Below are 23,683 nucleotides of genomic sequence, written 5' to 3'. Positions count from 1 at the left end.
GTAAACGTTCGGGCGTTCTAGTCACGCCCGGCGAGCCTTAAGGGATTCTGGCGGCACGGGTTTTTCGAGGCTTAGGCATTCGTTGTGCCGCCCCAGGATGGCAGGCGCGCGGCGAAGGAAAGGTTACAATGACGGTTTTGACCTGGTCGGACGATCGCGTCGAGCAGTTGAAAAAGCTCTGGGAGGCCGGACTTTCGGCTAGCCAGATCGCCGCTGAGCTTGGGAATGTCACCCGCAATGCCGTGATCGGCAAGGTGCACAGGCTCGGCCTGTCCGGCCGCGCCAAGAGCCCGTCTTCGGCAGCTCCGCGGCCGCGCAAGGCGCGTCCCGCGCAGCACATGATGCGGGTGAGCAGGCCCATCGCGCGCGGCAACACCGCATTGGCGCAGGCCTTCGAGGTCGAGGTCGAGGCCGAGCCGGTTACCTACGACAACGTAGTGCCGATGAGCCAGCGGCTGTCGCTGCTCGAATTGAACGAGGCAACCTGCCATTGGCCGGTCGGCGATCCCTCGAGCCCGGATTTCTTCTTCTGCGGCGGCAAGGCGCTCTCCGGCCTGCCCTATTGCGCTCAGCACTCGCGGGTGGCGTATCAGCCGGCAGCCGACCGGCGTCGCGCACCGGCGAAGCCCGGCACGCGCTGAGCTACCAATTCTATTGATTGCCAAGACGGCGGCCGTGACACGATGACGGCGCCAATTATTCGGTGTCATCCCAGCGAAGGCGGGAATCCATAGCTACCACTCCCCGTGGTTATGGGTCCCGGGCTCGCGCTGCGCGCACCCCGGGACGACAGCTGAGAATGTGGCCGCAGCTCACTAAACCAGTCGCCCGCAAACCCTATGTCTGCTCCGCCTTCGCAAACCGATCATCGAGCGCGTAGCCGGCACCGCGGACGGTGCGGATCGGGTCCTGCTCACGGCCGAGATTGAGCAGCTTGCGCAGGCGGCCGATATGTACGTCGACGGTGCGCTCGTCGATATAGATGTCGCGGCCCCAGACGCTGTCGAGCAGCTGCTCGCGCGAGAACACGCGGCCGGGATGCTCCAGGAAGAACTCCAGCAGGCGGTATTCGGTAGGCCCGAGATCGATCGGCCGGCCCGAGCGTGCCACGCGGCGCTTCTCGCGGTCGAGCTCGATGTCGCCGAAGGCGAGGATGGTCGCAAGCCGCTCAGGGCTTGCGCGCCGCAGCAGGCCCTTCACGCGCGCGAGCAGCTCGGGCACCGAGAACGGCTTGACGATGTAATCGTCGGCGCCGGTCGCCAGGCCCCGCACCCGCTCGCTCTCCTCGCCGCGCGCGGTGAGCATGATGATCGGCAGCTGCTTGGTGTCGGATCGCGTCCGCAGCCGGCGGCACAGCTCGATGCCCGACAGCCCCGGCAGCATCCAGTCGAGCACGATCAGATCAGGAATGTGCTCCTTGAGACGGGTGTCGGCATCGTCGCCGCGCATCACCGTCTCGACGTCATAGCCGTCGCCTTCGAGGTTGTAGCGGAGAAGCTCGGTCAGAGCTTCCTCGTCCTCAACCACCATAATGCGTGCGCCCATGGGGTCGTCGCTCCTTGCGTAATCAGGTGTTCGGGACCGTCGTGGCGAACGTCGTCATGTCGCCCTTCGGCCGCTTGTCGGTGATGGCCTGGCCTTCGATCATGTAGAACACGGTCTCGGCAATGTTGGTGGCGTGGTCGCCGATCCGCTCGATGTTCTTGGCGCAGAACATCAGATGGATGCAGAACGAGATGTTGCGCGGATCTTCCATCATGTAGGTGAGGAGCTCGCGGAACAGCGAGGTGCAGATGGCATCGACCTCCTCGTCGCCCTTCCACACCGCCATCGCCGCCGGCAGGTCATGCGCGGCATAGGCGTCCAGCACCGACTTGACCTGCTGCTGCACGAGGTCGGTCATGTGCTCGAGGCCACGGAACAGCTTGAGCGGATGGAAATCCGTCTCCAGCGCCGCGACGCGCTTGCCCATGTTCTTGGCGAGATCGCCGATCCGCTCGAGATCGGTCGCAACCCGCATGGCGCCGACGATCTCCCGAAGATCGACCGCCATCGGCTGGCGGCGCGCGATGGTGAGCACGGCGCGCTCCTCGATCTTCTTCTGCAGCGTATCAAGCTCGGCGTCGATGGTGACCACGCGCTGGCCGAGCGCGACGTCGCGGCGGATCAGCGCGTCGACGGAGTCGACGATCATGCGCTCGGCGATGCCGCCCATCTCGGCGACCAGGCGGGTGAGCTCCTGGAGGTCGGTGTCGAAGGCTTTTGCGGTATGTTCAGAACCCATGTCCTGTCTCCTCAGCCGAACCGGCCGGTGATGTAATCCTGCGTGCGCCGGTCGGTCGGCGACGTGAAGATCTTGCTGGTGTCGTCGAACTCGATCAGCTCGCCGAGATACATGAAGGCGGTCTTGTCGGAGACGCGGGCCGCCTGCTGCATGTTGTGGGTCACGATCGCGATCGTGTAGTTCTCGGACAGTTCCTGGATCAGCTCCTCGACCTTGGCGGTCGAGATCGGGTCGAGCGCCGAGCAGGGCTCGTCGAACAGGATCACCTCGGGCCGCACCGCGACGGTGCGGGCGATGCAGAGGCGCTGCTGCTGGCCGCCGGAGAGCGACAGGCCGGAAGCGTTGAGCTTGTCCTTGACCTCGTTCCACAGCGCGCCGCCGCGCAGCGCCTTCTCGACGCGGTCGTCCATCTCGGACTTCGAGATCTTCTCGTAAAGACGAATGCCGAACGCGATGTTCTCGTAGATCGTCATCGGGAACGGCGTCGGCTTCTGGAACACCATGCCAACGCGGGCGCGCAGCAGGTTGAGATCCAGCTTGGGGTCGAGGATGTTGGTCTGGTCGAGCATGAGCTGACCGGTGACGCGCTGGCCCGGATAGAGATCGTACATCCGGTTGAAGATGCGCAGCAGGGTCGACTTGCCGCAACCCGACGGGCCGATGAACGCCGTGACCCGGTTGGTGCCGAGCGCCAGGTTGATGTTCTTCAGTGCGTGATGCTCGCCATAATAGAAGTTGAGGTTGCGCACCGTCACCTTGGCGGGCGCCTCCGGCAGCGGCTGCTGCGACGCCAAATGAGCATTCGAGCTCACGGATACGGACAGATCGGTCATTTTGCGGTCCTCTCGGCGCCGAGAATGCGCGCGCCAATGTTCAGGGCAAGCACGGTCAATGTGATCAGCAACGCGCCACTCCAGGCGAGCTGCTTCCAATAGGCGTAGGGGCTCTGGACGAAGTTGTTGATGGTGACCGGCAGGTTGGCCATGGTCTTGTTCAGGCCGAGGCTGAAGAACTGGTTCGACAGCGCGGTGAAGAGCAGCGGCGCGGTTTCACCGGCGACACGGGCGGTGGCGAGCAGCACGCCGGTGATGAGGCCGGAGCGCGCGGCGCGGTAGGCGATCCGCTTGATCACCAGCGAGCGCGGCAGGCCAAGCGCAGAGGCCGCCTCGCGCAGCGCGTTCGGCACCAGCAGCAGCATGTCCTCGGTCGTGCGCAGCACCACCGGGATCACGATGACCGCGAGCGCGAGCGAGCCTGCGATCGCCGAGAAGCCGCGCATCGGCACCACCACCGCGCCGTAGATGAACAGGCCGATGATGATCGAGGGCGCCGAGAGCAGGATGTCGTTGATGAAGCGGATCACCGAGGTCAGCTTGTCGTTGCGGCCATACTCGGCGAGATAGGTGCCGGCGAACAGGCCGAGCGGCGCGCCGATGCCGACGCCGATCACGGTCATGATCAGCGAACCGACGATGGCGTTGCGCAGACCGCCTTCGGTCGAGCCCGGAGGCGGGGTATCAGCGGCGAAGAGCTCGAGGTTCAGGCCGGCCAGGCCGTTGTAGAGCAGCGTGATCAGGATCAGCGCGAGCCAGGTGACGCCGAAGGCGGCGGCACCGATGCAAAGCCCGCGGACGACGATGTCCTTGCGGCGGCGGCGTGCGTAAATCGGGTTCATGTTACTTCCCCGCCTTCTTTTCCAGACGCAGCAGCATCAGCCGGGCGCCTGCGAGCACGAAGAACGTCAGCACGAACAGCAACAAGCCGAGCAAGATCAGGCCGGACTGGTGCAGGCCGTCGCTCTCGGCGAATTCGGAGGCGATCGCCGCCGAGATCGTGGTGCCCGGCGCGAAGATCGATGACGAGATGCGGAACGAGTTGCCGATGATGAACGTCACCGCCATGGTCTCGCCGAGGGCGCGGCCCAGCGCCAGCATGACGCCGCCGATGATGCCGACGCGGGTGTAGGGGATCACCACGCTGCGCACCACTTCCCAGGTGGTGCAGCCGACGCCATAGGCGGCCTCTTTCAGCACCGGCGGCACCGTCTTGAACACGTCGACCGAGATCGAGGTGATGAAGGGCAGCACCATGATCGCGAGGATCAGCGCGGCGTTGAACAGGCTGAGGTAAGACGGCGGACCTGCGAAGATTGCGCCGAGCACAGGGACGCCGTCGAAGATCTTGATCATGAAGGGCTGGAAGGTGTTGGCCAGGAACGGCCCCAGCACGAAGAAGCCCCACATGCCGTAGATGATCGAGGGAATGCCGGCGAGCAGCTCCACCGCCATGCCGATCGGGCGGCGCAGCCATTGCGGGCAGAGCTCGGTGAGGAAGATCGCGATGCCGAGACCGACGGGAATGGCGATCAGCATCGCGATGAAGGAGGTGACGAGCGTGCCATACATCGGTCCCAGCGCACCGAGCACGGGCGGATCGGCCGAGGGCGCCCAGCGTTGCGTCCACAGGAACGCGAAGCCATATTCCTTCATCGCCGGGAAGGCGCCGACGATCAGCGACAGGATGATGCCGCCGAGAATGAGAAGCACCGAGATCGCGGAAAGCCGCGTGATCCAGTAGAAGGTGACATCGCCGAGCTTGAACGCGCTCAAGGCTTTTGCGCGATCATACGGTCCGGCGTCGTCGATTACATCGCTCTGAACGGCCATCTCTGCCACGCCGATCCCCTGTACCAAGTCATATACGCTTTTTGTTGGTCTCGGGCCCCGGAAGCAGCACGAGGCTGATCCGGGGCCGAAAAGTCGTGAGGTCCGCGATGCGGCCACGTTGGAGGCCGCACCGCGCCCGAAGAGAAAGCGCTTAGCTCTTGATCTCGGCAGCCCAGGTCTTCTCGATCAGCTGGACGACGCTGTCCGGCATCGGGATGTAGTCGAGCTCTTCGGCCGCCTTGCCGCCGTTCTTGAACGCCCAGCGGAAGAACTTGATGGCTTCCTGCGACGCCGCCTTGTCGGTGGCGTCCTTGTGCATGAGGATGAAGGTCGCCGCGGTGATCGGCCAGGACTTGTCGCCGGGCTGGTCGGTCAGGATGACGTAATAGCCGGGCGCCTTGGCCCAGTCGGCGTTGGAAGCGGCTGCCTGGAAGGCTTCGACGGTCGGCTGCACCGACTTGCCAGCCTTGTTGACGAGGCCGGTGTAGGTCAGCTTGTTCTGCTTGGCATAGGCATACTCGACGTAACCGATCGAGTTCTTGGTCTGGCTGATGTTGCCCGACACGCCTTCGTTGCCCTTGGCGCCGACGCCAACCGGCCACTCGACGGCGGTGCCCTCACCGACCTTGCTCTTCCAGTCGGCGCTGGCCTTGGAGAGGTAGTTGGTGAAGTTGAAGGTGGTGCCCGAACCGTCCGAACGGCGGACCACGGTGATCGCCTCCGACGGCAGCTTCACGTTCGGATTGAGCTTCTTGATCGCGGCATCGTCCCACTTGGTGATCTTGCCGAGATAGATGTTGGCGAGGGTCTCGCCGTCGAACACGAGCTCGCCAGCCTTGACGCCCTCGAGGTTGACGACGGGAACGATGGCACCCATCACCATCGGCCACTGCGCGAGGCCGTCCTTCTCGAGCTGCTCGGCCTTGAGCGGCGCATCGCTGGCGCCGAAGGTCACGGTCTTGGCCTGGATCTGCTTGATACCGCCGCCGGAACCGATCGACTGGTAGTTCAGGCCGTTGCCGGTCTCCTTTTTGTAGGCGTCAGCCCACTTCGAATAGATCGGGAACGGGAACGTCGCACCTGCGCCGGTGATATCGGCAGCAAACGCCGCCGTCGTCGTGGCGGCGACCAAGCCGGCAGCGACGATCGTTTTGATGAAATTCATGCTGGTCTCCATACAGGGGAGCGAAGCGCCATCCGCGCCCGATCGCGCTCCCCGCGCCGCCCCTTTAGGAGCGGTCGGCTGAGCTTTTACGAAGGTTTGGTGACAGTCGGATGACACAACCAAGCGATTGAAATCGCTTGCGTTTTCTGATTAAACTAAAGTCTTAGCCGGGGGAAAACAGGCGGTGAAGGTGGCGCCCTGCTTGGGCACGCTTTCAATCAAAAGACGGCCGCGGTGACGGTTAAGAATATGTTTCACCAGCGATAATCCGAGCCCGGTTCCACCCTGCGAGCGGCTGTCGCCGACGTCCACCCGGTAGAAGCGCTCGGTCAGGCGCGGCAGGTGCTCGGGCGCGATGCCGGGGCCGAAATCGCGCACCATGACCCTGATTTCCTGAGCTCCGTCCGGCGCCGGCGTCGTGGTCAGCGACACGATGACGCGGCCGCCGGAGGCGCCGTATTTGAGCGCGTTCTCGATCAGATTCTCGAACAGGCGCAGCAGCTCCTCGCGATCGCCGGCGATCATCACCGGGGTCTCCGGCAGATGGGTCTCGACCTCGACCTGGCGCTCGCGCGCCAGCGGCTCGAGCCCGTCGGCGACCTGGAAGATGATCGGCAGCAGGTCGACCAGCGTATCGGGCCGCACATGGGCCGACAGCTCCACCCGCGACAGCGACAGCAGATCGTCGATCAGGCGCGCCATGCGGGTCGCCTGATTATGCATGATGCCGAGGAAGCGCTCGCGCGCCTTGGGATCGTCCTTGGCCTGGCCCTGCAGCGTGTCGATGAAGCCGGACAGCGCCGCCAGCGGCGTGCGCAGTTCATGGCTGGCATTGGCGACGAAATCGGCGCGCATCTCCTCGACCCGACGCAGCGGCGTCTGATCGTGGAAGGTCATCAGCATGCATTTGTCCGCACCGCCGAAATTGGTCGGCACCGGCACCGGCGTGATGATCAGCTCCATCCAGCGATCGACCGGCACATGGTCGAGATAGGTCGCGCGCCGCGGCTCGGTGGTCGCAATGGATTCGCGCAGCGCCGTGATGATCTCCGGCGAGCGCAGCGCGAACTGGGCAAGCTCGTTCTTGCGCAGCGCCGGCGCAAGCTGGGCGGCGGCGGCGTTGAGATGAATGACGCGGCCGGCACGGTCGAGCAGCACGGCCGGATCCGGCATGCCGGCGACAACAGCGGCCACCGCCGCGCTCTCGACCGGATTGACGCGCCTGACGTCCTCGCGTGAGGCAGCGGTATCATGCAGCCGCCACGGGATCAGTGCAGCCGCCGCGATGCAAAGGAATATGACCGCGGCGTGCAGCGCCGACAATTCGCCGAGGGAGACCACGATCGAGAGCGCCAGCGCAGCAGCGATCAGGATGATCGTCGAATGCCGCAGCCGGTCGGACCAAGGCTGTGCGGGGGGAGAAGATGGGGCGTCGATCGCCATCGGGGCGGAACTTCTCCTAGGGGCTGGCGCCGGTCAGGCGCCGCTGCTGTCGCTGCGCTTTCTCACGTAAGCGGCTTCAGGCGGTGGGCCGGGATCGAGCTTGAGCGCCGCCTGCTGCAGGCGCTTCGATCGGGCGCCGATGATAACCTCGCGAAACGTCAGCAAGATTACAGAGATGACAAACGGGGAAAGATAATAGAGGACCCGGAACAGCAGCATGCCGCCGAGCAGCTCCTCGCGGTCCATCTGCCAGAGGCCGACCAGCATGGCGGCGTCGAACACCCCGAGCCCGCCGGGCGAATGGCTGGCGAAGCCGAGCAGCGTCGCCGAGACGAAAATGACTGCGACGACGACGAAGCCGAGATTGGGCTCGTCGGGGACCAGCACATACATCGCGAGCGCGCAGAAGCCGAGATCGATGATGCCGATCGCGATCTGGAGCAAGGTCAGCGGGCCGCCCGGCAGCACCACGGTCCAGGGGCCGCGTCCGACCACCCGCGGCTGGGTCCAGACCCAGACCACGTATCCGACCAGGGCGACGATGATGATCATCGCGATCGTCCGGTTCAGCCACGGCGGCAACTGGTCGATCGAGGCGGCCGCCTCCGGATGATAGGAGATGCCGAGGCCGAGCACGGCAGCATTGCCAAGCCAGAAGGTGAGGCCGGCGAGGAAGCAGATCTTTGCGACGTCGATCGCGTTCAGCCCATAGGCCGAATAGATGCGGTAGCGCACCGCGCCGCCGGTGAAGACGCTGGCGCCGACATTGTGTCCGATCGAATAGCTGGTGAAGGCCGCAAGCGCATTGATGCGATAAGGCACGTGGGAATGGCCGATCGCGCGCACGGCGAACAGATCGTAGAATGTCAGCGTGAAATAGCCCGCGGCGACGAACAGCGCGGCCATCGCAATCTGGCGCGGCTCGGTGCTCTTGATCGCCTCGATCACCTCGTTCATGTCGATGCCGCGCAGCATGTGGTAGAGCACATAGCAAGCGATGCCGATGACCGCGACGCTGATCACAACTCCAAGCTTATGCAGGATTTGCTTCTGGCGCAGAAACGTCATCGCCCTGCGTATGGCTTCCAGCATCTAGACCTCGAATAACGCTTCAGCGGCCAGGGTGGCCGGCGAACAGGCGAACGACGCAGTGGCACTCAACGAACACTCGCCGCCGGCTCCAGCATCGCGCATGCCCCCCGTCCCTCCACTAGCGCGTTTTGGGGCGGAGTGGAATTCGCCAATGTGAACAAAATCACGTGCCTTCAATATTTTAGGCAGGTTTGCGGGCTCCTGATGCACGGTTTGGCGCTTTCGGCGGCAAGGCTGACGCGAATCTCCATGGCAATCCTGCGCAGTCGCCGTGAAGTTTTGATGATTTCGGCCGGACAATGTTCCTTCACGGCTTAAGTCGAAATCAATCTATGGGCAGCGTCGGCCTGTTGAAAGAGGGGCCCCACGGGCCGGCTGGCCCATCCCGGGCGCCCTCCGGGGGGAGTAACGAGATAATCGTCTTGAGCTTTCCTCGGCCCTTGCACAACTACCTGTGGCTATCGCTCGACGGCCTATGGCGAGCCAGCTTGCAATCGGCGAGGTTTTCGGCGGACGAGGCAGTCGCCCCCGGGCAGCCGTCAAGTCAGCCAGGCATTTTGCGTGATACTTTGCATGATAAAGAGAAAACCATGAAGCTTCTGCTCGGTGCCGCCAACGCGGTCATCGTTCTTGCCACCACTCCCGCCGGCGCCAGAGAGCGCAACGACAGTCCTCATTCGCAGGCCTGCATGGCCAAAAACGGCTTCACTCTCGACATGTGGCGTGCGCACTCCGCGGGCACTGACGCGCAAGTGCTGCGGTATATCCAGTGCCGGGATGGCGTGTCCGCGGCGCAGGCCAAGGCCATCGGCATTCGCGACCACAATTTCAGTGCCGGCTTCCGCTGAGCACGTCGCGCCAGGAAATGTCCCGTCCGCGCGTGACGGGACAGCTCGCTGCATGACTCGCGGATGTTGAATTTGGAGCTTGATGCCTGCCGGATGCCGGTCCCGGCATATGGCCAGGAAACCGTCAGGCCGCAGGCTGGCTGCGCGAGACGACCCAATAGCGCAGCCACGCCCCGATGGTGCAGCCGACGAGGTAGCAGGCGAACAGGACCAGACCGAGATCGAGCCAGTAGCCGAAGCGGCCCGGGACAACATGCGCGAAGGAGGCCCCGACCAGGCCCGCCGCGAGTGCGGCGAGCCAGCGCGCCGTGACCTTCGAGGTGCCATTGCCGCGCTGGACCACGGAGATCCAGCCCATGCAGAAGCCCAACAGGACCGCGCCGATCAACCAGCCCATGTGGAACGAGACGAGATAGGGCATCATCACCTCACCAGAAATTCGATGCGGCGGTTTTGCGCCTTGCCGTCGTCGGTGTCGTTGCCGGCGACGGGCTGCGTGGCGCCATAGCCGACCGCGGTGAAACGATCCGCCGGCAGGCCGGCCTTGACCAGATAGTCGATCACCGCCTGCGCGCGCTTCTCGGAGAGCGCCTGGTTGAAGGAGTCCTCGCCGTCGGCATCGGTATGGCCGGCGACCTCGATATTGGTGGTCGGGCAGCGCAGCGCGGTCTCGATCAGATGATCGAGAATGCCGGCGGAGTCAGGATCGATGTCGGCGCGCTTGGTTGCGAAGCGGATCTTGCCCTTGGCCAAAAGCTCCGAGAACAACTGCTGGCAGACGGTGCCGTCGACCGGCCCCGCCGCGGGCTTCACGGTGATTTCAGGCTTGTATTGCCAGTTCTTTGGAAAATCCTTGCCGAGGCCGGCGCGGATGTCGTTGGCAGCGCCTTCGTACAGCGCATCGCCCGACAGCTTCACCTCGCGATCGGACACCACGAGCGTGCCGGTCGACAGCCGCGACAACGCACCGAGTGCAGCGACCACGGCGGTGTTGAACGAGCCGGGCGCGCCAATGCTGGCCTTGAGGCTGTCGACCACCTTCTCGGTGAAGAACTTTCGCGACGCGCTGGTCGCGATCGAGGCGTGGACGTTGTTGTCAGGTACGTAGCCGGTCAGCGTCACCGTGGCCGCGACCGGATCCTTGTAGGCCTGGAAGATGTAAGGCGGCGCCTTGATCTCGTTGGCGGCGATCGAAAATCCTTCAGGCAGATTCTTCAGCGCCGCCGCGATCGCCTCGCGCCCACCGAGGTCGCGCGCCATGCCGGACAGACTGACCTTGGTGTCTGTTATCGTGATCTTGCCGTCCTTCAGCTTGCCGATCTGGTCGAGCAGCAGCATGGCCGCGGCCTCGAACCGCGCCGGTGCACCGCGCGCCAGGCCCATCTGATCGGCGACCTCGGTCCCGTTGACCTCCTTGCGCGCGGCGTCCGTCAACCGCACCTTCATCGACGGCAGCGGCGCGGAGCCCGACAGCGTGACCCGCACCACGTCGCGCTCGGCGTTCCAGACGAAGGGTTTGGCTTCGGGAACAAGGCGGGTCTGGTCGTCGACCAGCCGTACGCCGGGAACCATCTCGACCGCCGTCACGGCGTCGCGGCGGCCCTCCTCGGAAAATGCATCCGCCGCCAGGCGGACGTCACGGCCGTCGACCGCGATCCGGGTCTTGTCCAGGACGGTCTCCTTGAGCGCGGCCGAGCTGCGGGCCGACAGGTCTGCCTCGACCGGCAAGGTATTATTCCAGGCCGCAAATCCCCACATGACGGCCAGGGGAATCAGCCCTGGCCACCATTTGCTGGCCCACCTGAAAAGCATCTGCATTCGACGACCCGAACTCTGGAACCGGAGACAAAACAAACCCTTGGCAGGCTGTCAAACCGGAAATGGGGCCGTTTCGGGGGCCGTGCGTGGACAATTGGAATAACTTTTTCTTCAAGGGTTATTCCGTAAGTTGAGGGCGGAATGCCCTGGGGTCCGCCAGCCGGTCATGAAACAACTCCGTAACAACGTCATTCGCGCCGGGCTGGGTGCACTATACTTCAGCGGGGCGCACCATCTGCTGCGTCCGCTGCTGTCGGGCGTCGGCGCGATCTTCATGCTGCACCACGTGCGGCCGGCCCGTGAGGGTGCGTTCCAGCCGAACCGGCATCTGGAGGTCACCCCCGATTTCCTGCGCGCAGCGCTGTGCCATCTGCGCTCGCGCGAGATCGACATCGTCAGCATGGACGAACTGCACGACCGGCTGGTGCAGGGCCGGTTCGATCGCCGCTTCGCGGCCATCACCCTCGACGACGGCTACCGCGACAACCGGGACCATGCCCTACCGGTGCTGCGCGAATTCGACGCGCCGGCGGCCATCTACGTCGCCAGCGACTTCGCCGAAGGCACCGGGCGGCTGTGGTGGACCGCGCTGGAGGCCGTCATCGCCAAGGCCGAGCAGGTCGACGTGCAGATCGGCCACTCCGCGCTGCGGCTCGACACGACGAATCCGGCCGCGAAGCAGGCGGCCTTCGACCGTCTGCATGACTGGCTGCGGGCGCTGCCGGGCGAGTACGATTTGAAGCGGGAGATCGAGGCACTTTGCGCCGCGCATGGTGTCGACATGGGCGCGTTGTGCCGCAGCCTCTGTCTGTCCTGGGACGAGGTGAAACGCCTCGCCGCCGATCCGCTGGTCACGATCGGCGCCCATAGCATCAGCCATTGCAATCTCGCCAAGCAGAGCGAGGCGATCGCCACGCAGGAGATGGCCGTGAGCCGGGCGCGGATCGAGAACGCGCTGGAGCGCGAGGTGCTGCATCTCGCCTACCCCTATGGCGACCGCGAAGCCGCAGGAATGCGCGAATTCGCGCTGGCCGCGTCCGCCGGCTTCAAGACCGCGGTGACGACACGCCCTGGCATGCTGTTCGCCGAGAGCGCCGGCCACATGACCGCGCTGCCGCGCGTCTCGCTCAACGGAAATTACCAGGACGCGCGCATCTTGCCGGTGCTGACCTCGGGCGCAGCGACCGCGATGTGGAACGGCTTCCGCCGGATCGCGGCGGCATAGTTGACTCCCCCTCCCGCGGCGCTCAAAACGTCGCCAACCCAAGGGAGGCACCATGTCCAACGATCTTTTTTCGCTCAAAGGCCGCATCGCACTCGTGACCGGAGGCTCGCGCGGCATCGGCAAGATGATCGCGGCCGGATTCCTCGGTGCAGGAGCTGCGAAGGTCTACATCACCGCGCGCAAGGCAGGCCCCTGCGAAGCGACCGCGAAAGAGCTCTCGGCGCAATATGACGGCGAATGCATCGCGCTGCCGATCGACATCTCGACCGTCGAAGGCTGCGACAAGCTCGCCGGCGAAATCATCAAGCTCGAGCCGAAGCTCGACATCCTCGTCAACAATGCAGGAGCCGCCTGGGGCGCGGAGTTCGACGAATTCCCCGAAAGCGGCTGGGACAAGGTGATGGACCTCAACGTCAAGTCGCTGTTCTTCCTGACCAAGGCGTTGGCGAAGCCGCTGCGCGCGGCGGCGTCGCACGAGCGGCCCGCCAAGGTCATCAACATCGCCTCCGTCGACGGCATCTTCGTCAATCCGAGCGAGACCTATTCCTATGCGGCGAGCAAGGCCGCGGTGATCCATCTGACGCGGCGCATGGCGACGAAGCTGATCAAGGACAACATCAATGTCACCGCGATCGCGCCGGGCGCGTTCAAGTCCGACATGAACCGCGCCGCGCGCGACCACGCAGACGACGTCGCCAAGCGCATTCCGTCGCGGCGCATCGGCACCGACGAGGACATGGCGGGCGTTGCGATCTATCTCGCCTCGCGCGCGGGCGATTACGTGGTGGGCAACACCATCGCGGTCGATGGCGGCGTGGTGTATGCGAATGCGGGGCTGGAGATCGCGGGGTAGGCGACGCAAACTGAAAGGCACGTTATACGCGGCGCATTCGGTCCGCTCCCTCGCCCCGCTCTTGCGGGGCCGCGACGAGCTTCGCTCGCGCTGGGAGGGTTGGGGTGAGGGGCCTCTCTCCCCACCCGAGATAGACGTGAGACCTGTACCCCCTCACCCGCCGCGCTTTGCGCGTCGATCTCTCCCCGCAAGCGGGGAGAGGTAAGAAGCCTACGACTCGATCTTCACGTACTCGAAATCACCCGGCTTGTTGTCGATGCCGACCTTCGGCGGCGAAATCCACGACGCGAACTTGCCGGTCTCGGTCACCGGCTGCATCAGCGAGGTGATGAAGTCGCCGTCGGCGATCGAGGGCAGCCACTCGTCCTTGCGCTTCGCCCAGGTGGCATCATCGATCAAGATGCCGTCGGGCGTGGCCTTGATATCCTTGAACTCGCCGATATGGCGATGGAAGGCGACGTTCGGCAGCTTGAGCTGGAAGTCGTAGCCTGCGGTCGAGATCACCTTGTTCCAGCGCAGCATGCCCTTGACGCAATCCTGGCTGTAATCGTCGCGCAGGCGCATGTTGAGCGCGGTCAGCGCCGGCTCGTCGACCAGCTTGATCTCGCCGTTGATGAACTTCAGCACCGGATACGTGGCGTTCTTGAGCTGGTGGTCGTCGTCGATCTGGGTCTCGTGGTAGCGGCCCTTGATGCCGGTGTTGAAGGCGTTGGCCGCATTGGTCGAGACCTCCGAGCCGAAGAGATCAAGCGACAGCGTATAGTGCAGGTTCAGCTTCTTCTGGATGGTCGGAAGATCGATCACACCGAGCGCGCGGACTTTTGCGATATCGGCGGGATCGGTGATGCCGGCTTCGCGCATCGCATCGCAGGTGCGCTGCACGACGCGGGTGATGCCGGTCTCGCCGACGAACATGTGGTGTGCTTCCTCGGTCAGCATGAAGCGGCAGGTGCGCGACAGCGGATCGAAGCCCGACTGCGCGAGGCTGTGCAGCTGCATCTTGCCGTCGCGGTCGGTGAAATAGGTGAACATGAAGAAGGACAGCCAGTCCGGCGTCGCCTCGTTGAAGGCGCCGAGCATGCGCGGCGCATCGGCATCGCCCGAACGGCGGCGTAGCAAATCGTCGGCTTCCTCGCGGCCGTCGCGGCCAAAATACTTCTGCAGCAGATAGACCATCGCCCAGAGGTGACGGCCTTCCTCGACATTCACCTGGAACAGGTTGCGCATGTCGTAGAGCGAGGGCGCGGTCTTGCCGAGATGACGCTGCTGCTCGACCGAGGCCGGCTCGGTGTCGCCCTGGATCACGATCAGACGGCGCAGCAAGGCGCGATATTCGCCCGGGACTTCCTGCCAGGCCGGCTCACCATAATGCTCACCGAAGGGAACGACCCGGTTCTCTTCCTGCGGCGCAAGCAAAATGCCCCAGCGATATTCGGGCATGCGGACGTAATCGAACTTGGCCCAGCCGCGCGGATCGACGGAGTAAGCGGTGCGCAGGTACACCAGCGATTCCTGGAAGCCCTCCGGCCCCATGTCGCTCCACCAGTCCATGTAGCCGGGATGCCAGCCCTCCAGCGCCTTCAGCACCTGGCGGTCTTCAGCGAGATTCACGTTGTTCGGAATCTTGGTCGAGTAGTCGACGTTCATGATGTTCATGTTCATGGTGGACCTCCCGTTGGGGACTAGCTCGTTTAATGAGGCGAATGGCGAGTAGCGAGTGGCGAGTGAAAACTCCTATTCGCCATTCGCCACTCCCTATTCGCTAGACTCGCGTCATATCGAATTTCGGCTTCTGGCCGCTGCCGTAGCGGCGCAGCGCGCCTTCCTCGCCGACCGCGTTGGGGCGCTGGAAAATCCAGTTCTGCCAGGCGGTCAGGCGCGCGAAGATCTTCGATTCCATCGTCTCGGGGCCGACGAAGCGCAGGCTGGCTTCCATGCCGGTGAGGCTGTCGGGCGAGAAGCTGGCGCGCTCTTCCAGGAACACGCGGACCTCGTCGTCCCAATCGATGTCATCGAGCGCGAAGGTGACGAGGCCGAGCTCTTCCGCCTGCTCGGCATCGAGCGCGGTGCCGAGCGTGGCTTCCGCGCGCTCCACATCCGCTGGATCGGCCTGGAAGCGCGATTCCAGCCGCGTCAGGCCGTGGCTCATCGGATAGGGGCCGAAATTCATCGCGGAGAGTTCGATCGACGGCGGCGGACGGTTGTCGCCCTGGCGCGTGCCGATCAGCATGTAGGAGCGGTCGGCCGCGAAGACGAGCTCGGCGAGCGTGCCGGCAAAGCAGGAGCCGGGCTCGACCAGCGTCACCAGCGTGCGCGAGGTGACGTCGATGCGCTTGAGCACGCGCTTCCAGTAGTGGCGGATTTCGTTGACCAGCCAATGCGCCTTGTTGGCTTCGAGGAAGGCATCGCTGGCGAGCACATGGGCGCGGTCGCCATGGCTCTTGAACACCAGCATGGCGATCTCGAGCTCGTTGATGCGCAGGTGCAGGATGGCGTCGTCGAGCTCGCGCGCGACCTGCAACGGCCAGAACGAAGCGCCCTGCGCCATCATGCCGTCGATGTCTGCGGGCGGCGCCGTTTCCGGCGCCTTGATCGAGATGGTGGCGATGCGGGCGGCACGGTCGATGTCGACGGTAACGAAGCCATAGCGGATGCTGGTTTCGTCGATCGTCCGCTTCAGCGGCGAGAGCGCGATGCCCTTGCCGTTGCCGGCGCGCTTCGAGGCAGCCGCGAACTCCTTGGCGCGCTCGATGATCTTCGCTTCCAGCTTGGAGTTCGGCACGATCTCGTCGACCAGACGCCACTGCACCGCGCGCTTGCCCTTCACGCCTTCCTCGATGGTGCAGAAGAAGTCGGCGTGATCGCGGCGCACCTTGCGCTTGTCAACGACACGGGTGAGGCCGCCAGTGCCCGGCAGCACGGCGAGCAGCGGCACTTCCGGTAGCGCCACGGCAGACGCGCCGTCGTCGGCGAGGATGATATGGTCGGTGGCGAGCGCGAGCTCATAGCCGCCGCCGGCGGCCGAGCCGTTCACGACGGTGATGAAACGCTGGCCGGAATTCTCGGACGAATCCTCCATGCCGTTGCGGGTCTCGTTGGTGAATTTGCAGAAGTTCACCTTGTGCGCATGGGTCGAGCCCGCGAGCATGCGGATGTTGGCGCCGGCGCAGAACACGCGGTTCTTGGCCGAGCGCATCACCACGACTTTCACCTCGGGGCGCTCGAAGCGCAGCCGCTGGACCACGTCGGCCAGCTCGATGTCGACGCCGAGATCGTAGGAATTGAGCTTGAGCAGATAGCCCTCGAACAGGCCGCCATTCTCGTCGACATCCATGGTCAGCGTCGCGACGTCACCGTCGACCGCCAGCCTCCAGTGCTTGTAGCGGGACGGTTCGGTCTGGAAATCGATGAATGTCGCGCCGCCTGCGAGGCGCCGATCTTCCCCGGCCATGGGCCACCCTTGAGCTCGTCATGGTTTAAGCGTTAGATGCACAATAGTGCATCTTGTGAGAGGCGTCTAGCCCAAATCTTGACCTAACATGCACTTTGCTTCATCTGAGCGACAGCCGGTCGCAGCCACGCCGCCCTCTACGCGTTACGCAGCCTGGAGACCTCGATCATCCCGCAAGGCGGCCTTTGCAAATTGCGCGATTGCGTCGAGCGTTGGCGCCGGGGCTTCACGTTGAGGAGAATGTCCCGCGCCTGGAATGATCGTCACATCGACCGGGCAATAACATTCCTCCTGCGCGATCTTGACCTGACGCAGCGTCCCGTATTGGTCGTCCCCGCCTTGCACGATCAGGACGGGAACGCGGATGTAGGCCAGATACTCCGAGATGTCCCAGTCGCGGAATGACGGGTCGAGCCAGGCGCCGTTCCAGCCGTAGAAGGCGTTGTCGACGTCCTTGTGCCAGCGCGCGAGCTTTACCTTGAGATCGGTCGTCTCATACGTCGTCTTGATCTCGGCGATCGACTTCACCGAGACGTCCTCGACGATGAAATGCGGTGCGATCAGCGCGATGCCTTGCAGGCGATTGTCCTGATGTGCGCCGGCATAGATCGCCGCGATCGAGGCGCCGTCGGAATGGCCGAGCAACAGGCCGCGCTTGAAGGGAATCGCATCGAGCACCTTCGGCAATACGTCGAGCGCTTCGCGTTGCATGTAGTCGAGCGGCCGCGGCAGCGTGACCGAGCTCGATTGGCCGTAGCCCGCGCGCGAATAGACGAAGATGCCGGCGCCGGTCGCCTGCTGCAGCTTTTCAGGAAAGTCGTTCCACAGACCGACGGAGCCAAGGCCTTCGTGCAGCATGACGATGGTGGGGGCGTCGGTGGCCGGCGGCGCAAGCCATTTGTATTCGAGGCGGGCCGTGCCGATGCTGAGGAAGCCGGCGGGGGTGAGGCTGGTCATGCTGTCGTTCCCGTTCATTTCCGTCATTCCGGACGGATCGCAACGCGAGCCGACCCGGAATGACGAGGCCACTCAATTCGCGCCCTCGCGCAGTTTGAACCGCTGGATCTTTCCCGTTGCCGTCTTCGGCAGTGATTCCACCACGTCGATCCAGCGCGGATATTTCCACGGGCCGATCTTCTGCTTGACGTGCTCCTTCAGCATTTCCTGAAGGTCGTTCGTCTTCACACCCGGGCGCAGCACGACGAACGCTTTCGGCTTCAAGAGCCCCTCCGGATCGGCTTCGGGCACGACGGCAGCCTCCAGCACGGCCGGATGCGTGATCAGCGCGCTCTCGACCTCGAACGGCGAGACCCAGATGCCGGAGACCTTGAACATGTCGTCGGCGCGGCCGCAGAAGGTGTAGCGTCCCTCGGTGTCGCGGACATATTTGTCACCGGTGCGGGTCCACGGGCCCTCGAACGTGCGGCGGCTCTTGTGGCGCTGGTTCCAGTAGCCCTCGCCGGCGGAGGGGGCATCGACCAGGAGCTCGCCGACCTCGCCATCGGCGACGTCCTGACCGGCCTCGTTGACGAGCCGCACCGCATAGCCCGGCACCGGCTTGCCGGAGGAGCCGTATTTGATGTCGCCCGGCGCGTTCGACAGGAAGATGTGCAAGAGCTCGGTCGAGCCGACGCCGTCGAGGATGTCGACGCCGAAGCGCGATTTCCAGCTGCTGCCGACGGATTCCGGCAGCGCCTCACCGGCCGAGGTGCAGATGCGCAAGGACTTGCCGCCGCGCTCACTCTTCATCGCTTCGTCATTCAGCATCGCCGCAAACAGCGTCGGCACGCCGTAGAAGATCGACGGATTGTAGCGGTTCATCAGGTCGAACATGCGCGGCGGCGTCGGGCGTTCGCTATTGAGGATCACGCTTGCGCCGACCGACATCGGAAACGTCAATGCATTGCCGAGGCCATAAGCGAAGAACAGTTTTGCTGCGGACAGGCACACGTCGCTCTCGCGGATGCCGAGCACTTGTTTCGCATAGGTATCGGCGGTCGCCTGCATGTTGGAATGAATGTGGCGCACGCCCTTGGGCATGCCGGTCGAGCCCGACGAATAGAGCCAGAACGCCGGCTCGTCCGGATGCGTCGCGGCCGTTGTGAACTGGTCGCTCTCGCCCGCGAGCTCCTCCGCGAGCTGCTTGTGCCCGTTCTGCTTGGCGCCGGACACCACGACGTGCTCAAGATCAGGCATGCGGCCGACCACGTCCTTGATGACGGGATAGAGCGCCTCGGAGACGAACAGCACGCGGGCGCGGCAGTCGGCGAGGATGTAGGCGTATTGGTCCGCGGTCAGCAGCGTGTTCAGCGGCACCGGCACGACGCCGGCGCGGATCGCGCCCAAAAACACGACCGGGAAATCGACCGTATCCAGCATGATCATCGCCACGCGTTCCTCGCGGCGGACGCCGAGCCGGCGCAGCATGTTGGCGGCGCGCCGGGTCTCACGCTGGAGCTCGCCATAGCTGAGCCGCGAGACGGTGTCGTCGAAGGCGAGCTTGCCTTCCCGGCCCTCCTCGACGTTACGGTCGAGCAGCCAGGTCACCGCGTTGTAGGATCCCTCGCTCACCGTCGTCTCCCCTGAATTTAGAATTATAATTCATAGAAAGACATTGTGACAGCTTGCTGTCAATGCCAGCAGGCACTATGTTTCATTAAAACGCGCCGCAGGACCCCTGTAAAGAAGGCTCATGACCGACAGTCCCGACGCCGAATCCCACTTTCTCGAACAACTCGGGCAGCGCGTGCGCACCATGCGCGCGCTGCGCGGCATGTCGCGCAAGGTGCTCGCCAAAGTATCAGGAATTTCGGAGCGCTACATCGCGCAGCTCGAGAGCGGCAAGGGCAATGTCTCCATCGTGCTGCTGCGCCGCGTCTCCGACGCGATGGGCGCGCATCTCGAAGATCTGCTCCCCTCCGCCGATCCGACACCGGACTGGCAGATGTTTCGCGATCTCCTCCGCAAGGCGACACCGGGCCAGATTGCCCAAGCAAAAGACCTGCTCGCCGGCGGCAGCGCAACTGCGCCGCGGCGCGCGCCGTTCTGCGGCATCGCGCTGATCGGCCTGCGCGGCGCCGGCAAATCCACGCTTGGGCGCATGCTGGCGAAGAAGATCGGCTGGAGCTTTGTCGAGCTCAACAAGGAGATCGAGCAGCAGAACGGCCTCTCGGTCGCCGAGATCATCGCGCTCTACGGCCAGGAAGGTTTTCGCCGCCTGGAGCAGGCCGCGCTGCAGCAGCTGCTTGCACGCAACGAACTGATGGTGCTGGCGACCGGCGGCGGCATCGTCTCCGAGCCGCTGACCTTCGACCAGATCCTGACCTCGTTCTACACGATCTGGCTGAAGGCCGAGCCCGAAGAGCACATGGCCCGCGTCCGCCGCCAGGGCGATCTCCGCCCGATGGCGGATGACCGCTCCGCGATGGCCGAATTGCGCAACATCCTGCTCAGCCGCGAACCGCTTTACGCACGTGCAACGGCGGTCGTGGATACGGCAGGGCTCAGCGTCGATGCGGCCGCTGCGCGACTGATCGATGCGGTGCGGCCGGTGCTGCAGAACGAGGCGCGCAGCTTTGGGCTGCGCAGTGTAGCGCTGTAGAGATGACCGACAGCGACGTCACCACCTCCATGTTCGAGCGGATCGGCGGCAGTGCCACGATCGACCGTCTGGTCGACAGCTTTTACGACCGCATGGACTCGCTGCCGGAAGCGAAGATCATCCGCGCGATGCATGCCGACGACCTCGGCCTGATCAGGGACGTGCTGAAGCGCTATCTGACGGAATGGACCGGCGGCCCAAAGCTCTACACCCCCGAGAAAGGCCATCCCCGATTGCGGCAGCGGCATATCGGCTTTGCCATCGGCGATGCCGAACGCGACTCGTGGATGGCTTGCATGCGCGGCGCGATGGAAGAGACCATCACGGATAGCGCCGCGCGGCAGGACCTCGATCGCGCGATATCAGGCCTCGCCGACTGGATGCGCAACCGGTAGCGCTCGGCGCCGATGAGCGGAGGATATCGCGGGCACGACAGGGCGTGCGAGGCGGCGTGGCAGCGCGACGAATGAAATTCGATCGCCTAGATCGACCAATAATTCGGATGCTGGTAGGACCGCGAGCGGTCGCCCCAGTCGAACTCATCGCCATCGACCTCGCAGGGGCCGCTGCTCAATTGCTCCGGCGTCAGCTCGACCTGGAAGGCCTGACGTCCCGGATCATATTTCAGCGCGCTCCATTGCACGGGGTAGTGATGGTGGGCACCGAATGGCCTGCCGGTCTTGATCACCGCATAGGCAACCGTTCCGCTCACCTTGTCGAGCATCAATCGCTCGATCGTGCCGAGCTTGGTGCCGTCACAACCATAGACGGCGACGTGCTCCACGCGATCACTGGGAACCATGGTGTGTTGCATGGCGTGCTCCCTGGTGTTGTGTAGGTACATTATAGCACAATAGCACAGACGCCGACGTTGGGGGATTGGCGTCAACTACAGCAATTGCGAGCGCACCGCCTCCGCCCCCTCCCGCAACAGCGGCAGGAAGCGGTCGATCAATTCCTGCGCCGGCACGCGGTCGACATGGGCACCCATGTTGATGGCGGCGACGATCACGTCGTCGTAGCGGCGCACGGGCACGGAGATCGAGCGGAAATGCGGCTCGGCTTCGCGATCGACCAGCGAATGGCCCTGCGATCTATCAGCCGCAATGTGCGCGAGCAGCGTCTTCGGGTCGGTCACCGTCTGCGGCGTCAGCGCCTCACGCCTCGTCTTCTTCAGGCGGACAAGCAGATCGGTGTCGTCGAACTGACCGAGCATGGCGCGGCCGACCGAGGTGCAGAACGCCGGCAGCCGGTAGCCGATCTCCAATCCACCGGAGAACATGCGCGCCGGGCTGCTGCGGGCGATGAACACGACGTCGTCGCCGTCGAGCACCGCGAGCGAGGAGATTTCGTTCGCCGCGGTTGCGACGCGATCGAGCACCGGTTGCAACACCGCGACGAGCTGATTGGAACGCAAATAGGACGCCGCCAGCGTCAGCACATGCGGGGTCAGCGAAAACAGCTTGCCGTCACCGGAGACGAAACCGCCACGCTGAAGCGTGAACAGCATGCGCCGCGCAGTGGCGCGCGGCAGATCGGCGGCGCGGGCGAGATCGCTCAGCGTCATTGGGCCTGCACTGGTGCCGAAGCACTGCAGCAGACGCAGGCCACGATCGAGGGCCTCGACGAAATCCGTCGCGCGCTCGTCAGTCTCGCTGCGCTTCAGCTTGGGCATGGGCTCGGGACAATCCTGCAAAATAGTGCTTGCTGCCGATCCCAAGCCTGTCATAATTCGCCCATTCGTTCAATAGGCGAACAAACGCCACTCCACAAGGGATGCACTCGCCATGATGAGCCAGGAGCAGAACGACCTGATCACCCGCACCGGGCCGAAGGACCCCTGCGGCAAGCTGATGCGGAGCTACTGGCAGCCGGCGGCGCTGGTCGATGAACTCGAGGGCGAGCGGCCGATCCGTCCCGTGAAGTTGCTCGGCGAGAACCTGGTGCTGTTCCGCGACGAGCAGGGGCGCTACGGCCTGATCGACCGCCATTGCGCGCATCGCGGCGCCGACCTCGCCTTTGGTCGGCTCGAACATGGCGGGCTGCGCTGCGCTTTCCACGGCTGGCTGTTCGACGCCACCGGCCAATGCATCGAGACGCCAGCCGAGCCGAAGGACTCAAAGCTCTGCCAGAACATCCGCCAGCGTTCGTATCCCGTGGTGGAGAAGAGCGGCATCCTCTGGGCCTATCTCGGCAGGGGCGAGCCGCCGGCATTCCCCGAGATCGATTGCTTCGTCGCGCCCGGCACACACACCTTTGCCTTCAAGGGCCACATGGCCTGCAACTGGCTGCAGGCGCTGGAGGTCGGCATCGATCCCGCGCACGCCTCCTATCTGCACCGCTTCTTCGAGGACGAGGACACCTCCACCGCTTACGGCAAGCAATTCCGGGGCGCATCCGCGGGAAGCGATTTGCCGATGACAAAGATCCTGCGCGAATACGACCGCCCGATCATCAATGTCGAGCACACCGAATACGGCCTGCGGCTGATCGCGCTGCGCGAGATCGACGAGGAGCGCACCCATGTGCGCGTCACCAACCAGCTCTTCCCGCATGGCTTCGTCATCCCGATGAGCACGGAGATGACGATCACGCAGTGGCACGTGCCGGTCGATGACGAGAACTGCTACTGGTACGCGATCTTCACCAGCTATTCCAACCCGGTCGACAAGCAGAAGATGCGCGACCAGCGGCTCGAGCTCTATGAGCTGCCGGATTACAAATCGCGCAAGAACAAAGCCAACGATTACGGTTTCGACCCGCACGAGCAGCAGACCGCGACCTATACCGGCATGGGCAACGACATCAACGTCCACGACCAGTGGGCGGTGGAATCGATGGGCGCGATCCAGGACCGCACCAAGGAGCATCTCGGGTCGAGCGACAAGGCGATCGTGCAATACCGCCGCCTGCTGCGGCAGGAGATCGAGAAGGTCGGCGGCGGCGAAAAGCCGATGCTGTTCCTGGACGCGGCCAATGCGCGCAGCATCCAGGGTCCGGCGACCATGGACGGCATCGGGCCAACCCGCGGCTGGGAGACCTACTGGATGGAAGTCGACGTCAAGCGCCGCCGCGGCGCGCCGTGGACCGCGCCGGTACCGAAGGAGATCGCCGATAATGTGCACCGGCTGACAGCGGCGGAGTGACGTTCGTGCACCGCTCCCATAGAGTGGGCAAAGGCGCAACGCGCCGTGCCCACCATTTCTCCGTGATGGACACAGATCGTGGGCACGCTTC

The 23,683-nt window shown here is 64.3% G+C and carries 23 protein-coding genes; 7 read left to right on the top strand and 16 right to left on the bottom strand.

Translation table 11 applies throughout. From position 1 onward, the window contains the following. Nucleotides 1-128: 128 nt before the first annotated feature. Nucleotides 129-641, top strand: coding sequence for a GcrA family cell cycle regulator (locus JQ587_RS03430; protein ID WP_018644522.1), 513 nt, complete (start codon nt 129-131; stop codon nt 639-641). Between the two features lie 196 nt (nt 642-837). Here the strand turns inward: JQ587_RS03430 and phoB are convergent, their stop codons facing one another. The 8 genes from phoB to JQ587_RS03390 all read right to left on the bottom strand — a co-directional run bounded on the left by phoB (nt 838) and on the right by JQ587_RS03390 (nt 8,650). After that, entirely contained in the window at nt 838-1,545 is a 708-nt protein-coding gene (gene phoB, locus JQ587_RS03425; RefSeq protein WP_212302856.1) for a phosphate regulon transcriptional regulator PhoB, read from the bottom strand. Nucleotides 1,546-1,567: 22 nt separating this feature from the next. Next, complete coding sequence (gene phoU, locus JQ587_RS03420; RefSeq protein ID WP_212302857.1) at nt 1,568-2,284, bottom strand: phosphate signaling complex protein PhoU; 717 nt, start codon at nt 2,282-2,284, stop codon at nt 1,568-1,570. Between the two features lie 11 nt (nt 2,285-2,295). Further along, nucleotides 2,296-3,117, bottom strand: a complete 822-nt coding sequence (gene pstB / locus JQ587_RS03415; RefSeq protein ID WP_212302859.1) for a phosphate ABC transporter ATP-binding protein PstB — start codon at nt 3,115-3,117, stop codon at nt 2,296-2,298. Continuing rightward, on the bottom strand, nt 3,114-3,959 hold the full coding sequence (pstA, locus tag JQ587_RS03410) for a phosphate ABC transporter permease PstA (protein ID WP_212302861.1): 846 nt from the start codon (nt 3,957-3,959) through the stop codon (nt 3,114-3,116). Before pstA ends, pstB begins: the two co-directional genes overlap by 4 nt. Nucleotide 3,960: 1 nt before the next feature. Next, nucleotides 3,961-4,950, bottom strand: coding sequence for a phosphate ABC transporter permease subunit PstC (gene pstC, locus JQ587_RS03405; protein WP_212302909.1), 990 nt, complete (start codon nt 4,948-4,950; stop codon nt 3,961-3,963). 151 nt (nt 4,951-5,101) lie between these two features. Beyond that, nucleotides 5,102-6,115 carry a phosphate ABC transporter substrate-binding protein PstS gene (gene pstS, locus JQ587_RS03400; RefSeq protein ID WP_212302862.1) on the bottom strand — a complete coding sequence of 338 codons (1,014 nt, stop codon included), beginning with the start codon at nt 6,113-6,115 and terminating at the stop codon, nt 5,102-5,104. A 150-nt stretch (nt 6,116-6,265) separates the two neighbouring features. Further along, nucleotides 6,266-7,558, bottom strand: coding sequence for an ATP-binding protein (locus JQ587_RS03395; RefSeq protein WP_212424402.1), 1,293 nt, complete (start codon nt 7,556-7,558; stop codon nt 6,266-6,268). Between the two features lie 33 nt (nt 7,559-7,591). Further along, nucleotides 7,592-8,650: a lysylphosphatidylglycerol synthase domain-containing protein gene (locus tag JQ587_RS03390; RefSeq protein ID WP_212424401.1), complete on the bottom strand. Its 1,059-nt coding sequence runs from the start codon at nt 8,648-8,650 to the stop codon at nt 7,592-7,594. 590 nt (nt 8,651-9,240) lie between these two features. Here JQ587_RS03390 and JQ587_RS03385 point away from each other — a divergent pair. Then, nucleotides 9,241-9,498 (top strand): hypothetical protein, encoded by a 258-nt coding sequence (locus JQ587_RS03385; RefSeq protein ID WP_212424400.1) that lies wholly within the window; start codon nt 9,241-9,243, stop codon nt 9,496-9,498. Between the two features lie 124 nt (nt 9,499-9,622). On the opposite strand, the gene JQ587_RS03380 is transcribed toward JQ587_RS03385, so the two are convergent. Then, nucleotides 9,623-9,919, bottom strand: a complete 297-nt coding sequence (locus JQ587_RS03380) for a hypothetical protein (RefSeq protein WP_212302911.1) — start codon at nt 9,917-9,919, stop codon at nt 9,623-9,625. Between the two features lie 2 nt (nt 9,920-9,921). After that, nucleotides 9,922-11,316: an OmpA family protein gene (locus JQ587_RS03375; protein WP_212424399.1), complete on the bottom strand. Its 1,395-nt coding sequence runs from the start codon at nt 11,314-11,316 to the stop codon at nt 9,922-9,924. 166 nt (nt 11,317-11,482) lie between these two features. On the opposite strand from JQ587_RS03375, the gene JQ587_RS03370 reads away from it, so the two are divergent. Next, a complete protein-coding gene (locus JQ587_RS03370; protein ID WP_212302871.1) occupies nt 11,483-12,541 on the top strand; it encodes a polysaccharide deacetylase family protein in 1,059 nt (352 codons plus the stop codon). 52 nt (nt 12,542-12,593) lie between these two features. After that, nucleotides 12,594-13,394: an SDR family oxidoreductase gene (locus JQ587_RS03365; protein WP_212302872.1), complete on the top strand. Its 801-nt coding sequence runs from the start codon at nt 12,594-12,596 to the stop codon at nt 13,392-13,394. Nucleotides 13,395-13,604: 210 nt separating this feature from the next. On the opposite strand, the gene boxB is transcribed toward JQ587_RS03365, so the two are convergent. From boxB to JQ587_RS03345, 4 genes are all read right to left on the bottom strand, one after another. Further along, entirely contained in the window at nt 13,605-15,056 is a 1,452-nt protein-coding gene (gene boxB / locus JQ587_RS03360; RefSeq protein WP_212424398.1) for a benzoyl-CoA 2,3-epoxidase subunit BoxB, read from the bottom strand. 100 nt (nt 15,057-15,156) lie between these two features. Further along, the gene (gene boxC, locus JQ587_RS03355; protein WP_212424397.1) at nt 15,157-16,845 is read right to left on the bottom strand and encodes a 2,3-epoxybenzoyl-CoA dihydrolase; all 1,689 of its coding nucleotides are present in this window, start codon (nt 16,843-16,845) and stop codon (nt 15,157-15,159) included. Nucleotides 16,846-16,989: 144 nt separating this feature from the next. After that, entirely contained in the window at nt 16,990-17,802 is an 813-nt protein-coding gene (locus tag JQ587_RS03350) for an alpha/beta fold hydrolase (RefSeq protein WP_212424396.1), read from the bottom strand. 72 nt (nt 17,803-17,874) lie between these two features. Further along, nucleotides 17,875-19,416: a benzoate-CoA ligase family protein gene (locus tag JQ587_RS03345; protein WP_212424395.1), complete on the bottom strand. Its 1,542-nt coding sequence runs from the start codon at nt 19,414-19,416 to the stop codon at nt 17,875-17,877. A gap of 121 nt (nt 19,417-19,537) precedes the next feature. Between JQ587_RS03345 and JQ587_RS03340 the strand changes: the two genes are divergently transcribed. Next, entirely contained in the window at nt 19,538-20,446 is a 909-nt protein-coding gene (locus JQ587_RS03340) for a helix-turn-helix transcriptional regulator (protein WP_212302880.1), read from the top strand. A 2-nt stretch (nt 20,447-20,448) separates the two neighbouring features. Continuing rightward, nucleotides 20,449-20,841 (top strand): group II truncated hemoglobin, encoded by a 393-nt coding sequence (locus JQ587_RS03335; RefSeq protein WP_212302881.1) that lies wholly within the window; start codon nt 20,449-20,451, stop codon nt 20,839-20,841. An 86-nt stretch (nt 20,842-20,927) separates the two neighbouring features. On the opposite strand, the gene JQ587_RS03330 is transcribed toward JQ587_RS03335, so the two are convergent. Both JQ587_RS03330 and JQ587_RS03325 read right to left on the bottom strand, forming a co-directional pair. Further along, on the bottom strand, nt 20,928-21,260 hold the full coding sequence (locus JQ587_RS03330; RefSeq protein WP_212302884.1) for a PRC-barrel domain-containing protein: 333 nt from the start codon (nt 21,258-21,260) through the stop codon (nt 20,928-20,930). A gap of 75 nt (nt 21,261-21,335) precedes the next feature. Further along, nucleotides 21,336-22,121 (bottom strand): IclR family transcriptional regulator domain-containing protein, encoded by a 786-nt coding sequence (locus JQ587_RS03325; protein WP_212424394.1) that lies wholly within the window; start codon nt 22,119-22,121, stop codon nt 21,336-21,338. Nucleotides 22,122-22,233: 112 nt separating this feature from the next. Here JQ587_RS03325 and JQ587_RS03320 point away from each other — a divergent pair, with 112 nt between their 5' ends. Beyond that, nucleotides 22,234-23,592, top strand: coding sequence for an aromatic ring-hydroxylating dioxygenase subunit alpha (locus JQ587_RS03320; RefSeq protein ID WP_212424393.1), 1,359 nt, complete (start codon nt 22,234-22,236; stop codon nt 23,590-23,592). Nucleotides 23,593-23,683 lie beyond the last annotated feature (91 nt).

It is taken from the genome of Bradyrhizobium manausense, assembly GCF_018130615.1.
In the GTDB taxonomy this organism is placed as follows: domain Bacteria; phylum Pseudomonadota; class Alphaproteobacteria; order Rhizobiales; family Xanthobacteraceae; genus Bradyrhizobium; species Bradyrhizobium manausense_A.
The sequence above is the reverse complement of the archived record's forward strand: the minus strand, read 5'-3'. Positions and strand labels throughout refer to the sequence as shown.